This window comes from Butyrivibrio sp. DSM 10294 (genome assembly GCF_028539135.1).
Classification (GTDB): Bacteria; Bacillota; Clostridia; order Lachnospirales; family Lachnospiraceae; genus Butyrivibrio.
Genome location: NZ_JANSWL010000060.1, coordinates 85116 through 100099, shown reverse-complemented (window position 1 = coordinate 100099; position 14984 = coordinate 85116). Strand labels below are relative to the sequence as shown.

Here is a 14984-nt window from a genome sequence, read left to right as displayed (position 1 = left end):
CCTCATTACTTACTTGCGAAAACAATAAACCTATCGCTTTCAAAAACTATATTATAATCGTGATTGTCGATAAAGTCCATTAAGGTATCATATTTGGACTTATCACTGGAGATATCGGGGCTGTCTTTTCCCAGGATTACTGTGGGTGTTTCGCCTGCAGTATCAAGTCCAAGCAGCTCTGAATCAAAATTCATATAGTAGTAGCTGTCAAGATCAGGCCAGGTTGTGTCAATGGCAGGTTCCAGGTCAAATATATAGGCCAGTCCCGGAACGGTTCCAAATAAAAGAACCTTATCCTCCAACAGTTCGTTGTCCCCAAGAGCGCTGTAGAGGTCAGTCAGAGTCTCTGCGTTGTAGCTTGTAGTCACCATGGATGAAACCTTGGGAATATCAAGTCTTGCATCCCTTGGTGTTCCGTCCGCTCCGTCATAGAAGGAGAAGTTAATATGGAACAATGCGCCCTGGATGAAAAGGACAATGATAACAGTTGTTACAAAGCTCTGCCAGGGGAAGTTCCAGTCCTCATCTCCCATTCTCTGCATAAGTCTTCTAAACAGCCAGAGAATAATAGGCGCTATCAAAAACAGGTTGTTGAGAATAGGAAAGGTATAGTTGTTGCTACCAAGGGGAGTAACAAGGATCAGCATCAGAGCCGTAAAGGCCAGTGTCTGCTCCTGCCTGCTGCCGTTAAGGATACCAAGCGATCCTACAGCGCAGAAGATAATGCCCACAATAACAAACATCATGGCTGCCTGGAACATGCAGTCATAATAGTAATAGTTTCCGGTAAACACACCTCTTGCGAAAAAGAATCTGACCAGCACCAGAAGCCCCGCCATATACAGGAACTTCTTGACCCATACGTATCTGCCGGGAACAAGCAGGAACATGATAACACCTGCTATGATACAAGGCAGAACTATAAGCATATGAGAAAGGCTGGTGCCGTAGGCCTCAAGGATTGCTCCCAGCATTCCGCCTGAGGTGTAATCCGAGGCTCCCTTGGTCATTCCGAGAAGCTCGGCAATTCCGCCTATATAAGCATCAGGTCCGCCGTAGCCCAGGCAGGTCCCCAGGAATACTACTCCGAATCCGCAGACATATCCAAGGATACACAGGCCGGTCTTCTTAAGGACTTCGGTAAGCTTATCCCTCGTTATCCAGCCGTAGAACCAGACGATCAGGATCAGTGATGCTTCCGCCAGATTGGGGAATCTCACCATTACGTTCATTCCAAGAAATACACCTGCTATTATAAGATACAGGTTCTGACGCTCTATGGCAAAGAGCCCCGCTATCAGGAATATTGTTCCCATTGTCAGGAACAGATATGTCAGATAGTTGTACAGGATTCCTCTGGGAGAAAAGCAGAGGGCCTCCGCAATGAACTCCCCTATGAAGATCATCCACCCCGGCATGAACCTCTTAAGGAAATAGTAGGAAACAAGAGCCATTGCCGAAGTAATGAAGCTGCACCAAATGTTAAAGCCAAGCATTGTGCCTGCTCCCGGCAGCATCATTATGAGCTGCCCTGCCTTGTTACTTAGGAAGGTGGAAAACAGCCACATCTGATTAACGGTATCAAGATACTGATAGTTTCCAAGGCTATAGGTAGTATCCGTTATATCAAGTCCCGCATTTGCTCCGATAAGGGGAAACAGAAGGAGAATCACCGGGAATACATACTTTTCAAGTGGCGCCTGATATTTTTTTAGATTGTAAAAGTAGCTTCTGATATTTTTTAACATAAGTCCTCATCCCACTGTCTGATTCTCTTGAAAATCCAGGTCTCATGAAGCACTCTTCCCAGGAAGTCGAAGATCATCTTTCTGATCCAGTCCACAAACACTCCCGCTGCAAACACGATAAGGATGCATATGAGCTGATGGCAGGCAAAGAGGATCACGTTGGTCTTAGGCACCTCTCCGAAGATGTGCTCAAGCCACCACAGCCACCTGTCCTGAATCTCAATATGCATATGAAGCAGATATACACCGAAAGTAAAAGGTGCTGCAAATCTCACTGCGTCGGCGAACCAATTTTCCTTCATACGGAAGTACCTGAAGAAAGAGAACAGTCCAAGGGACCCTGTGAGCGTGAATATAAAGTTAAGATCAAGAGGCACCCCTGCATAATACACAAGGCCTCCTCTGTATAGATTAATGTAATACAGCCCAATGCTCATGGCAGCTATAATCACCACAGACACCAGAAATACTGCTGCGCTTCTCTTGGCATCGTAGAAGAGCTGCACATCATATTTTCTGATATAAGCAGCTATCAGATAGAGTACCAGGAACCAGCCAAAGTCATAGCCGTGATGGTCGGTAACGAACATAACAGGCACGAAGCTCTTAACCACACTGAACCAAATGAGAAGTCCCATGATAACCGCCTTCATCTGCTTCCTCGTAAGGCTCTCGCAGGCAGCGTTCATAACAGGTGACATCACATACATGATGATATAGGCTGTCACAAACCAGTAATGCTCTGAGGATATCGGGAAAAGATACTGCACAAGCTTGTACATGGAATCATCGGAGCCCACAACATAGGTTCCGACCGCCATCATTGCCAGTGATATCAGAATGGTATAGAAATACACCTGGCAAAGAAGTGTGATAACACGACTGGGTCTCACCTTCCCCTTGGAAAGGAAAAAGCCGCTGATGAGCACATAAGTATTAAGCCCCGGAATACAGATAGCTTCTATGATCGTGGCATAGATCTGAACTCCCGACGCCGGCATTCCCAGCTCCAGAAGCACCTGTGCATGGGAATTATAGTGAAGGCACAGTATCATCAGTATTGCCACTATTCTCAACAGCTCTATGCTCGCATTTCTCTTTTTCACAACCATCCTCCCGCTTTACTCCACTGAAGTGCCCGGCACTTTAGTTTGATGAAGTGACAGGCACTTTAGTATAACGCAGTGTCTGTCACTTTACTTCTCTACCACAGCCTTGCCGTCGGCTACTCTGTAGACCATGTCGCACTTCTCGATGGTCTGCAGTCTGTGGGCAATAATAATAAGGGTCTTTCTTCCGTGGAGTCTATTAATGGAATCCATAATGGCACTCTCTGTCTCATTATCAAGAGCAGAGGTTGCCTCATCCAGAACCAGTACCTCAGGGTCTTCAAAAAGAGCCCTTGCAATACCGATTCTCTGTCTCTGACCGCCGGAGAGTCTGATTCCTCTCTCGCCGATCTTGGTATCAAGTCCTTCGGGAAGGCTCTTTACGAATTCATCAAGAGCTGCCTCCTTAAGGGCCTGCCATACTTTTTTATCATCAATATCTTCATCGGCGATACCGAAGGCCACATTCTTTCTGATGGTTGAATCCACCATGAAAATGGTCTGGGGGATATAGCCGATATTCTTAAGCCAGCCCTGATAGTTCTTGGAAACATCTTCCCCGTCAGCAAGGATCTTGCCGCCCTCGGGCTTAAGAAGTCCCAACAGCACATCTACGATGGTAGTCTTGCCGGCGCCGGAGGTTCCAACGATACCAACACTCTTACCAACAGGAATACTCATGTTGGCCTTGTCCAGAACATATCTGTCTGTTCCGGGATATTTGTAGCTGATGTCCACCATGTCGATATTCTTGGTAACGGGTAGCTTCTCGACATTAGTCTTAACTCTGTAATCTGTCTCGTTGTAGCTTACGGAAGTATCGTTAATCTCTGACTGGAGATTGTCGGTCACATTCATAAGGAAAGGCTCAAAATAAGCGATGGAAGTCAGGTAATTATTGATCCTGTTGGCGCTTGGAAGAAGCCTTGTGGCCGCAGCTGCAAGAACCGTCAGGGATTCGATGAGATCTGTAAGCTCTCTTCCGCCTGCCATTACAGCCAGCATATATCCGATCATTCCGGCAATGGCAATGGTCTCGATAAGAAGCCTTGGTGTTGAATTGTACAGACCGTACTTCTGAACAGCATTGACATATCCTGCTCCGCAGTCCGCATAACCATTGATAAAATAGTTCTCTTTGTTAGCGATCTTGATCTCTTTGATGCCGGTGACGGATTCATCGATCCACTTGTAGAGACCGCTGTAGTAATCCTGATTCTCCTGTCCGGCCTTGACCATGATAGGCTTGATCTTGAACTTGATTATAAGAAGTACAACCACCAGGAGGGATGCAATGGTTATAGTCATCACAGGATCCTGGCTAAGAAGTATTGCAACAAGGCAGATGAAAACAATGATCTCACTTATGAGCTGAAGACTGCTAAGGATCAGTCCGTACATATTATTGACATCAGATGTTATGTTTCTCTGAATGACACTGGTGTCAGCCCCAAGATAGTACTCATAGGGTCTTTCCATGAAATTGATCATCATTCGTCTGGAAGTTGCAAACTGATTGGTATATACAAAACGAAGCTGTACAACATTTACGAAGTACAGGAAAACATTTTTTACCACAAAGACAACTATAAGTGACACCATGATAACCGCTGCCAGCTGATTGGTACTCTCTAAATGAAGAGAATTATAGATAAATGAAAGAGCCCTGCTCTCCTGAACCTTCTCCGGGCTTACAACCACAGCCATAATAGGAGCGATCATGGCAATTCCCAGGGACTCCAGGATTCCGCCTATGAGCATCAGGATCACAATCCCCACCATCTGTCTCTTTTGTCTGCCATCCAGCAGTTTCATCAGTTTCTTGTAAATCTTACGCATATATTTCCTCTTTATTTCATGGTGACAGGCACCAGTTATATAGCTTCGTTCTGTCTATGAATCTCGGGAGCTTCATAGATATCCATGAAGTCGTCGCCCAAATAGAGCTTCTCTTTGGCGAACTTAATGGAATCCGTAACAGTATAAACGGACACCACTCTGTCAAAGGACAGACCCTCTATGAGATTGAGCATCTCCATGGGGAAGGAACCGTCCAGTATCACAGCGTCCCGGAAGATCTTATTATACTCCAAAAGATCTCTTGGGTGCTGCTTGATCAGAACGATGGCCTTCTGACCATCGATCGTGCCATAGTCTCTTATGATATCCTCGAAGATCCTGCGTCTCGTATCCAGATCGCAGAGAGGCTCCGAGAGAACAAGCAGTGTGGGTAGGCCCTTCTTGGCCTCGTCCAGCTTGCTCCTCAGCTTATCAATATCCTCCACGAAGAGTTCCAGCAGTAGCTCCTTCTCAGAGGCTGTAAGGCGCTCTGTCAGGTTCTTCCTTGGAAGTTCCACGTATTTGGGACATGGATACTGAAGAACAGAGATGTCATTGACCTCCATATCTATACAGTACTTCCCATAACCATTCTGAATATGAATAAGTCCCAGCTCCGCCATCTTGGCCTTGATATTAAAATGACCTCTGTTATCGTATCTGGCGGTATCATAGTACCTGATGCAGTCAAGGCCGTCCTCGAGAGCATGGTATCTGATCTTCTTGTAGCTAAGATAATAGCCTATCGGGTCTGAATCGCAGAACACATAGATGTCCTTGTATTTGGAGAAGTCCACAGGAACGAACTTTTCCTGGAGCTTACCGAACTTCTTGCAAAAACGGATGCGCCTTAACATATTGATCGCAATGTTGCCGGAATCCGTCTTGAGAGGTTTCAGCTCCTCAAAAAAAGTGTCCTCTTTCTCGTCATATTCATAGACTTCATCAAATATCGGCGATTTCTTTGCCCTGTCCACCATGGTTCCAAACCTGTTGGACATCTTGGACAGCATCAGCGTGGCACCGCCCTTCTTCCCCAGGGCAAATTCCTTGAGGCAGGCTATATAAACATGGTAAAAGGTGTGGCATACATAAATTCTGTCGTACATAATTACTCCCGGTATCCTTATGAGTCAATGGGGACGGTTGTGAGTCAATGGGGACGGTTCTTTCTGACTCGCTTCGTGAGTCAGAGAGAACCGTCCCCATTGACTCGCAACCGTCTCCGCTAACTCACTATTCCCCTATAGAACCACAGGAGCCTGTAGTATAAATAAAAAAACAGATGTGATTTCATCTGATATCCTATGAGCTTCTTCTCCTCAGGATGAACCTTCTCCTGATAGTAGCTGTTATTCTGAAAATCCGGGAAGGTCTCCTTCATCTCCCTGGCAAGGGCCTTGGCAAAGCTGTAGCTTCCCTTGAAATTGGAGCTCCTTGGCATAACCGAAAAAAGCGTGTTGATATAAAATAACACCGTGAACTGATACTCTATCTCCGGTTTGTATTCATCATAGTAGTTGTTATCCTTAGCTTCCTTGACTATAAGCCTTCCCGCTGTCATGCGGTCTTCCATGTTCTTCCTTGATATGGAATGCACAGTGGAGGTGTTATGCTGATAGTAGAAGTAAAGCGGCTCCTGAATGTATTCAAAGTGCTTACTCCTTAGCATCCAGGTGTTACTTACCGCATTATCCTCATAGAAGATATCCTCAGGGAAGATATCAAGCTTGTCCTTGGCTGCGGGCTGATAGTCTCCAAGGATCAGTTCTCTTTTGTATACCTTAACCACAAGGCTTCCGGTCTCAAGAAGGAGCTTCTGATATCGCTCTTTATCCATAACACCAGTTTGCTCAAAGTTGTTGTTATGGACTATCTGTCCCACCTTGAAGCTGTGCTCATCCGTAAAACAGTAATCGCAGCCGACCATATCTGCACCGGTTTCCTCTGCTCTTGTAAGAAGACGATTATAGTAATCGGGAACGATCCAGTCGTCGGAATCAATGAAGCCAAGCCACTCGCCCTTTGCTATGGCAAGTCCTATGTTCTTGGCTCCTCCCTGATGGTGATTCACCTCGCAGTGAAGAGCAATGAATCTGTCAGGGTATTTCTTCTCATATTCTTTTAGTATCTCAAGGGAATTGTCCGTGGAACAGTCGTCCACCGCTATGATCTCGTACTCTCCCCTGTCAAGTTTCTGGTTTACAAGGCTGTCCAGACAGTAGGCAAGTTTCCCCTCCCCTGCCATGTTGTAAACAGGAACAATTATGCTAAGCCTTATCATATCATCTCCACGATAGCAGCTGCTATCTTTTCTGCGCCCTTGCCATCTATGATGCTGCGGGCTTTATCACTCATTCTCTTTCTAAATCCCGGGTTATCCACCGCTGCGGTTCCCCAGGTAACTATCTTCTGTATCAATCTGTGGTCGGTTCTGATATCCCCGGCGTACTTGGCAGCTCCCAGCTCATCAAAAGCCTGAACGAACTGAACCTGATTGTCCGCCATACTGTAGACACAGGTTGGAACACCGATCGCACATAGCTCATAGAGGGTTGTTCCTCCTGCGGATACGGCAAAATCACATTTATTCATGATCTCGGCCATATTGCCGGGATTGTAGTGGAGTGTTATGAACTCACACTTATCTGCCATGTCCTGCAGTTCTTTAACGTAATCTTCCTCAAACAAAGGTCCCACCACAACTTCACACATAACTCCCGTGAAGTCCAGAACCTCTCTGCAGGGACTGTTCTCCGCAAAGTATATCTCATTCAGGATATTCCTCACAATTCGGTAGGGATCTGTACCTCCTGCTGAGATGAACACATTCTGGGCTCTCTTACTTATCTTGTATTTAGAGTCTCCAAACTGCCTACGCAGAGGTGCATACTCTCCTCCCAGCAGTTTAACTCCCGCACTGTAAAAATCCTCGGGAACCTTAAGGTCATAATTTACTATAAAATCCACATCGTAGTCAAATTTGTAGAGATCATCGATATAGCCAAGCTTAACCTCAAGACCGAGTTCCTTGATCAGGTCTCTTAAGGCCTTGAAATATTCCTCTGTGACAAAGTAGGAATCAATCAGGAAAAAGTCAGGCTTCTCCTCCGCCATCAGAACCTTCATAGCCTCCATATCCTGAAGCGGCTGGGAATAAATGGTGTGTAGAATAATGCTGTCATACTCATCTCCGCCCTCTTCCGAAAGCTCATGGAGCACATGATCGCTGTCCTCGTCCGAAAGGATATACGTAACTTCGCAGCCCTTGCCACGCAGTTCTGCTGCGATTGTCATACATCTTCTGATATGTCCTGTTGCGATCGCACCGTTTCCGTTTGCTTTAATCCAGATCTTCTTAGCCATACTCTACCCCTCTTAACTGTGATGTCACTCAAAATCTTCTGCTTTCAGCGGTTCTCCTCTGAAAAGGTCACAAGTAGCTTTTTTACCAAGACAATTATCTATTTCTACAGGAGGAAGTCCTGCTCCCTGCTGCGGTCTTATGGATCTGATGTTTTCTTTGGTCAGCAGTTCTCCTTTTTTGATATCCTGTACCACAAAAAGAGATCTGGCGCCTTCCCTTTCCTTCTCCTGGAAGGGCGTAAGCTTGTACACACTGCTTCCAAGGGCCTTCTCGGCTATCCTGACATTTCTTACCATCTCCGCGAATTCTTCCGGCTCCATGGAAAAAGCGCTGTCTGCGCCGCCGTCGGCTCTTCGAAGAGTCAGGTGCTTCTCTATCATCTTGGCTCCAAGGGCCACGCTTGCAATTGGAACGGTCCAGCCCATTGTGTGGTCTGAAAGGCCCATGATGCAGCCGTATTCCCTGGCCAGCGTAGGTATCATGTTTAGATTCACATCCTCGTAGGGTGTGGGATAAGCGGATACGCACTTAAGAAGGACAATGTCTCTGTTTCCTTCCTCTATGCAGGCCTCTATGGCAAGTCTGATATCCTCCATGCGGGCTACGCCTGTGGCAAAGATCATCGGCTTCTTCCTGGCTGCGCAGAGCCTGATAAAAGGAATGTCGGTGATCTCATAGGAAGCTATCTTGATGGCAGGCATGTTCATCTGCTCAACGAAATCGAGAGAGGTACTCTCAAAGGGTGTGGAAAAGCAATCAAGTCCCAGCTTATTTGCTTCTTCCATGAGCCGTGGCTGCCAGTCCCAGGGAGTGTAAGCCTCCTGGTAGAGCTTGTAGAGGGTCTTGCCATCCCAAAGTGTTCCGCCGTCTATCTGAAAATAGCTCTTGTCGCTGTCGATCGTCATGGTGTCGGCGGTGTAGGTCTGAAGCTTAACCGCATCGGCGCCGGCTTCCTTGGCCGCATGGATTATCTCAATGGCGCGGCCAAAGTCGTTGTTGTGATTGCCTGACATCTCGGCAACTATGTAAACCGGGCTGTCCGCTCCCACGCTGTGACTGCCTATATGTATCTGGTGATTAAGGTTGTAATCGGGCATCCCGCATTCTCCTTAGTTTTATTCTGTATAGTTATTCATCATGTACTCGTTATTGGTCCAGGGTTTCCTTGCTGTGAAAAGGCTACCGTCAGCCTTTTTTACATAAACTGCAGGGAAGTAATGGATGAACAGTGGTGTAAGGCACAGAGTATAGCCTCCAGCGTTGGTATATACCACCCTGTCTCCTATATTAAGAGCCGCCTCATCGGTTACCTCAAAGAGCCTGTCATACTCCATGCAGGTAGCTCCGCATATCATCTGTGAAGAAACCGTCTCCCTGTCGGATGCACCGCCCCTGTACTCGAATCTGTGAGGATACCAGCGCCTTGTAACCTGAGGATTGAGATTCACTCTGCTGCCATCGGTCACAATATAGGTGTGCTCCCTTACCTTCTTCACATCAATAACACTTGTCACGAAATCAAAGGAAGATGAAACCAGGGAAACACCGGGTTCCATAACAAGCTTGGTTTTATTCATATCAAAGCCCTTAGAGAGAACCTCTGCTATCGCAGGTACATAGTCCCTGAAGTCAGGCTTACCCTTAACTCCGCCGTAGTAGCCGCCTCCCATGTCCACATACTCAAGCTCAAGGCCAAACTCACCGGCTGCAGATACCGCTATCTCCGCCAGCGCTTTGTAAGCATTAAGAGATCTGGACTTGGTGGAGGAATGAAGGTGAAGTCCCGCTATCTTAACGTTAGGAATTGCCTTAAGAGTATCAATGACTCTTCCCAGCTCTCCGTTCTCATAGCAATAGCCAAAGCGGCTTCCCTCCTCGTCCGCAAGAACCTCCTCAGGAAGTCTGGACACCATGTCATAATTGACGCGAAGTCCCACCTTAAGACTCTTTGACGGATCAGCCTTGGCAAGCTCGCCGAGCCATACCGGCTCATAGCTTGAATCCATATTTACTATACCGCCTCCAAGGAGCACCTTTTCAAAAGTAGCTCTATCCTTGATGGGGCCGTTGTAGATTATTCTGTCGGTGCTGTAGCCAAGTGAAAGCGCCAGCTCACATTCCTTATCAGATACAACCTCCGCATAGAAGCCCTTGTCCCGAAGGTGTGCAAGGAGCCAGGGCAGTGAATTGGTCTTCACGGAAAAAGAACAGATGTAATTATTCCAGCTCTTCTCCAGAGCGCCCTTCAGCAAATCTATATCACCGTCAAGAAGTGCCTCGTCCACTCTGTAATAGGGTGTAGCAAGCTCCTTGTCGTCAAAAGCCTTTCTGTCAGCAGATCTATCAGCTTCCTTAAGCTCCATCAGACGCCTGTACTTAATCTCAGCCATTCTGAAATCTTCCATGGTGTCTATATCCTGGACCTCATCCTCTGTGAGGATAACGGGAACCATATCCTCTGTGTCAGTGGTTCCTTCACGGAAAAAAGCATCTGTTCTGCATGCGTAGAACTGTCCGCTGTCATGATAGAGCTTCTCAAGATCCTGTGATCTTGTAGTGGCAAACTCGGGATGTTTTCTAACCAGTCTCCCATCCACTATGACAAACCCTCTCTGGGGCGGATAGGAAAATGAAACTACAGGTGTTACGGATTCGTGCTCTTTAAGTAGCTCCATGGCTTCTCTTAATCTATCAGCCGTTATGAATGGAGCTGTAGGATACAGGCAACAGAAGGTGTCGAAGTCTCTGCCCTGCTCCCTGTATTTATTAAGAACCTCTGCTATTACTTCATCGGTGGTAGCATAGTCCCCTGCGGTATCATCGGATCTTCTGAAGGGTACAGCTGCTCCCGCAGCTCTTGCAACCTCAGCTATCCTGTCGTCATCGGTGGATACCATAACCTCCTCAAAGACGCCGCTATCAAGGGCTGCCCTGATGGAATACTCTATGATTGGCTTACCGCAGAACTCCTTGATGTTCTTGCCGGGAATCCTCTTGCTTCCGCCTCTTGCGGTTATAATGGCAACAGAGCCCATTAAACTTCCTCCGTTTCAAACTCTCCAAGTATATCATTTGCTATTTTAATCAGTTCATCCCTTGATGAACCCTGAATGCAGAAGTACCCTCTTCCCATGATGGAAGCGCCGTTTGTCACCTTGCCAAGGATATCACCGGGTCTGATATTGCAGTTCCAGGCAACTATCGGGTAGTTGTCTTTAAGCTCATCTGCAGTGGGAACATAGTTAACTCTTACTTTCTCCAGATCGAAGTATCTTATCATCATATCCCCGGAGATTGTTGTCTCGAAGGAATAGCTCTTCCCAAGGGCAGGTACAGCCATTTTCAGGAACTCTCCGACCTCATCAACTCCGCTTGCCATGGGAGTAAAAAGATTGTGAAGGTTATGTCCCGAAGGCCTTGCAGAGGTCTCGATAAGGAAAGGATTGCCGTTACTGTCCTTGATAATATCCGCATGGATCAGGTTGTTTCTAAATCCAAGTGTCTCTCCAACCTTCTGCATGAAGGTCCTTAGCTTATCAAAAAATTCCTCGTTATCGGAAGTCTGATTAATGGAATAGTATCCCACACACTCCCTGTAGGGCGGCGGAGTATTCTCCTTGCCTCTAAGAAGAATAAGCTTGAACTTGCCATCAACGAAGGCTCCGTCCAGGCCGAACTCCGGTCCCGGAACGCAGGTCTCTATCACGTAATCCTCATCAAAGGGAAGCTGTGACAGGAATCCCTCCTGAAGTGCCTCAGGGCTGTCGAAGATCTCAACTCCCCTGCTTCCTGAACCGAATCTTGGCTTAACCACCACAGGATATACAGTGTTAAGCTCATTGGCATATAAACAGGTCTCTCCTGCGGGAACCAGATACAGCTCGCAGTTTCTAAGACCCTTAGCGGATAACCTTCCGTGAAAATCATATTTGTCGGTGCAGAGCCTTGCAGCTTCTGCGGATACTCCCGTAAGACCGTAGGCATCATTAACGTAACCTGTGGTTGTAAGGTATCGTCCTATGGGCACAGGAATAATAACATCCGGTTTCTGTGAATCCAGGATCTCCAGCACCTTCTCGGGATCGCGGATATCCACCACGTAGGACTTATCCGCCGCGGTAAGGCCGGGAGCCTTGGGATCACCGTCAAGAGCTATTACTTCCATCCCCAGCTCTTTTGCCTTGTTTATTCCATATATTGATTCAGAGCTTGCTCCGATTACAGCTGCTCTCATATAATATCTCCTTAAATTAAGTTTACCTGTCTATTATAGGCACTCACTTCAGCCCATAGCAAGCCCACATGTCCTCGGTAAAGAGCTCCTCCATGGAAGAGAGCTTAGTGCAGCTCTCCAGGAGATTGTCAAAGGCCTGCTTCTGAAGATCATCATCTGCCGCATACAGAGTAATGCTGTCTGCATTTACCACGTCACCCTCCGTCAGAGCCTCAAGATTCTCCTCATTCATATAGAAGACCCTGTCATACATAAGAAGCTCATCCGTAAGTCTCCACACATTCTGCGGCGTTGCGGGATTAAACATAACAACCGCCACCTGATCCTTATGATCTGCGGCATAGGCTATCTTCTCCGGATCCTCCTTGTAGAGGAACAATACGTTATCGTCTGTTGCAAGCCCCTTTACGATGAGAATTGCAAAAAACACCGCCATTACCATCACAAGGCTTCTCTTCTTATTATCCTTGCCAAAGCTCTCAATCCGGTAAAAAACTATGTACACATCCCAGATGATAAAGAAGATGATAAGTCCGTAAATCGGCATCTCATACCTATTGGAAGCAGCTCCCACCAGCAGCGCAGTCTTAGCCGTAAGAATAAAATACACAGCGGTTGCCACCAAAAGGCCAATGATCTCAGGTCTTGGAGACTGATACTTCTGCCTCTTGCCTGTAGCTACGTCCCTGCTCCTTCGAAGATTCAGGTATATGGTTCCCATCAGAATAAGCGTTATGATGATCAGCAGGCACTTACCGAATACGAAGTCATTAAGAAGTCCGATAAAAAAGGACATTCTCATCCAGGTCCCCGCCAGATCCAGAAGACCTCCCGCCGCATCTGCTCCCCTGTAGCCACCAAAGATATGGCTAATGCAGGAAGGATAGGTAATGATCGCAAGTCCCAGAGCCAGCACATTGGCTCCCGCATAGATGAAGGCCTTCTTAAAATCAAACCTTGAAAAGGCCAGCCACAAAAAAGTAAAAGCTCCGATTCCCACCCAGAAATACAGGTAGAAATACTGAGTCAGAAATCCCAGATAGGATACCAATACAATCGGTGCCCAAACAGCAATCAGCTTTTTGATATCCTTCGCATCATCCTTAGATGAACCTTCAGAGAATGCCTCTTTTTTGATAAATCTAATATGTATCAGAGCACAGGCAAATACTGCAGTGGTAAGCCATGCATACATGCGGATCAGCATATTGCAGGATATGGTCTGGGGATTCATCCCGAAGAAAGCCAGAACCAGCAGCTGAACCAGCATTGGAACCTCCAGCTCCTTGGTTATAAGGTATAGGAGCCAGAAGGAAATGCAGAAGGCTATCAGATTGGCTATAAGTCCGGACCACTTACTGAAAAGTCCCGGCGTCAGCGAACATATAGTATGGAAAATCCAGTAATAGAGCGGCGGATGCACATCCCAGGACTGAACGAGCTTAACCAGTCCGTAGCTAAAGCCCTCCCCTTTTTTCACCGAGAACTCATCAAGGATCGTCTGCCTGTCCTGCCACTCCCTGTCAGGCTGATAGAGCCCCAGTGACCTGTTACTGGAATAATAGGTATAATATTCGTCCTCATGAAAGCCCGACTTCTGAAATCCGAAGTACAAAGTAGTTATTATTGAGGCAAGAAAGATCAGCCATACATATACTTTTTTCATATCACAGACCTCTTACCTTGGCATGAAGCCATCTCACCGCCCTGGGCGCAGGGGCAAGTATCCTAAGATACGTTTTCTGCTTGGAGGTAAGATAGGGATTCTTCTTAATATTTCTCATGTTCTGTCTGATATAGGTAACAACCTCTCTGTAGAAGGTGTTGTCCCCCGTCATCTTGCTGACCGGAATGTGGAGCAGATAATCAAGCCTCTGATAATAGCCAAATCTCTCCGCCACGGGGATCAGCTCGGGATGGTGCTTCTTGACAAGATCCAGTGCCACATCCGCATTTCTGACAATATCTGTAAACACGGAGGGAAAATAGTCCTTGTCCTGTGCCTTTTTCCTGGAGTTGGAGCCCGTGCGATAGAATACGTGGTAGTACTGCTCCGGAAGAATAACCAGTTTGTCTATCCTTCCAAGCACATGTATCATCAGGTAAAAGTCTTCGTTGAGCTCTCCCTCGGGAAATCGCATATCTCCAAGAGCACTCTTTTTGGTCAGCTTGGTGCAAAAAGAAGCATCCCCGGTGTGCATAAGAAGGGTCCTAAGGTGCTCGGAAGCTGTGATCACAGTCTCTTCCTTTGGAGGAATGACCACATCCGGAAGCTTGGAGCCGTCCTCTGCGATCTCATCTCTGGAGATCTGCACCATATCGGCATTGTTCCTAAGGGCTGCCTCCATGAGCCTTGAATACATCCGGCTGTCGATGTAATCGTCGCTGTCAACAAAGCCCAGGTATTCGCCTGTAGCCCTGCTGATTCCAAGGTTCCTGGCGCTGCTGGAGCCGCCGTTTTCCTTGTGGAGAGTCGTCACATTGGCATATTTTGCTGCCAGCTCATCGGCCACCTGCGCTGTTCCGTCGGTGGAGCCGTCGTCCACAACAATTATCTCAAGAAGCTCCCTTGGATAATCGGACATAGCCACGGATTCCACGCATTTTGGCAAAAGGTCTTTAATATTATATGCAGGTATGATAACTGAGATCTTACTGCTAAAATCCGGCATATCTATTCTCCCGTT

General features: G+C 46.9%; 11 protein-coding genes. All 11 read right to left on the bottom strand.

What is annotated here, in order from left to right:
* Positions 1-5: 5 nt before the first annotated feature.
* Positions 6-1748: a hypothetical protein gene (locus tag NXH67_RS05435; RefSeq protein ID WP_272796693.1), complete on the bottom strand. Its 1743-nt coding sequence runs from the start codon at positions 1746-1748 to the stop codon at positions 6-8.
* A complete protein-coding gene (locus NXH67_RS05430) occupies positions 1742-2854 on the bottom strand; it encodes an acyltransferase (protein ID WP_272796692.1) in 1113 nt (370 codons plus the stop codon). The genes NXH67_RS05435 and NXH67_RS05430 overlap by 7 nt, the downstream gene beginning before the upstream one ends.
* Before the next feature lie 90 nt (positions 2855-2944).
* On the bottom strand, positions 2945-4696 hold the full coding sequence (locus tag NXH67_RS05425) for an ABC transporter ATP-binding protein (protein ID WP_272796691.1): 1752 nt from the start codon (positions 4694-4696) through the stop codon (positions 2945-2947).
* A gap of 35 nt (positions 4697-4731) precedes the next feature.
* On the bottom strand, positions 4732-5805 hold the full coding sequence (locus tag NXH67_RS05420; protein ID WP_272796690.1) for a glycosyltransferase family 52: 1074 nt from the start codon (positions 5803-5805) through the stop codon (positions 4732-4734).
* Positions 5806-5924: 119 nt separating this feature from the next.
* The gene (locus NXH67_RS05415) at positions 5925-6980 is read right to left on the bottom strand and encodes a glycosyltransferase (RefSeq protein WP_022778606.1); all 1056 of its coding nucleotides are present in this window, start codon (positions 6978-6980) and stop codon (positions 5925-5927) included.
* Positions 6977-8062, bottom strand: coding sequence for a UDP-2,4-diacetamido-2,4,6-trideoxy-beta-L-altropyranose hydrolase (pseG, locus tag NXH67_RS05410; RefSeq protein WP_272796689.1), 1086 nt, complete (start codon positions 8060-8062; stop codon positions 6977-6979). The genes NXH67_RS05415 and pseG overlap by 4 nt, the downstream gene beginning before the upstream one ends.
* 24 nt (positions 8063-8086) lie before the next feature.
* Positions 8087-9160 (bottom strand): pseudaminic acid synthase, encoded by a 1074-nt coding sequence (gene pseI / locus NXH67_RS05405; protein ID WP_272796688.1) that lies wholly within the window; start codon positions 9158-9160, stop codon positions 8087-8089.
* A gap of 18 nt (positions 9161-9178) precedes the next feature.
* A complete protein-coding gene (pseF, locus tag NXH67_RS05400; RefSeq protein WP_330676619.1) occupies positions 9179-11098 on the bottom strand; it encodes a pseudaminic acid cytidylyltransferase in 1920 nt (639 codons plus the stop codon).
* Positions 11098-12297 (bottom strand): ATP-grasp domain-containing protein, encoded by a 1200-nt coding sequence (locus tag NXH67_RS05390; protein WP_272796687.1) that lies wholly within the window; start codon positions 12295-12297, stop codon positions 11098-11100. The genes pseF and NXH67_RS05390 overlap by 1 nt, the downstream gene beginning before the upstream one ends.
* Before the next feature lie 43 nt (positions 12298-12340).
* Positions 12341-13963, bottom strand: a complete 1623-nt coding sequence (locus NXH67_RS05385; protein WP_272796686.1) for a hypothetical protein — start codon at positions 13961-13963, stop codon at positions 12341-12343.
* Between the two features lies 1 nt (position 13964).
* The gene (locus NXH67_RS05380; protein ID WP_272796685.1) at positions 13965-14969 is read right to left on the bottom strand and encodes a glycosyltransferase family 2 protein; all 1005 of its coding nucleotides are present in this window, start codon (positions 14967-14969) and stop codon (positions 13965-13967) included.
* Positions 14970-14984 lie beyond the last annotated feature (15 nt).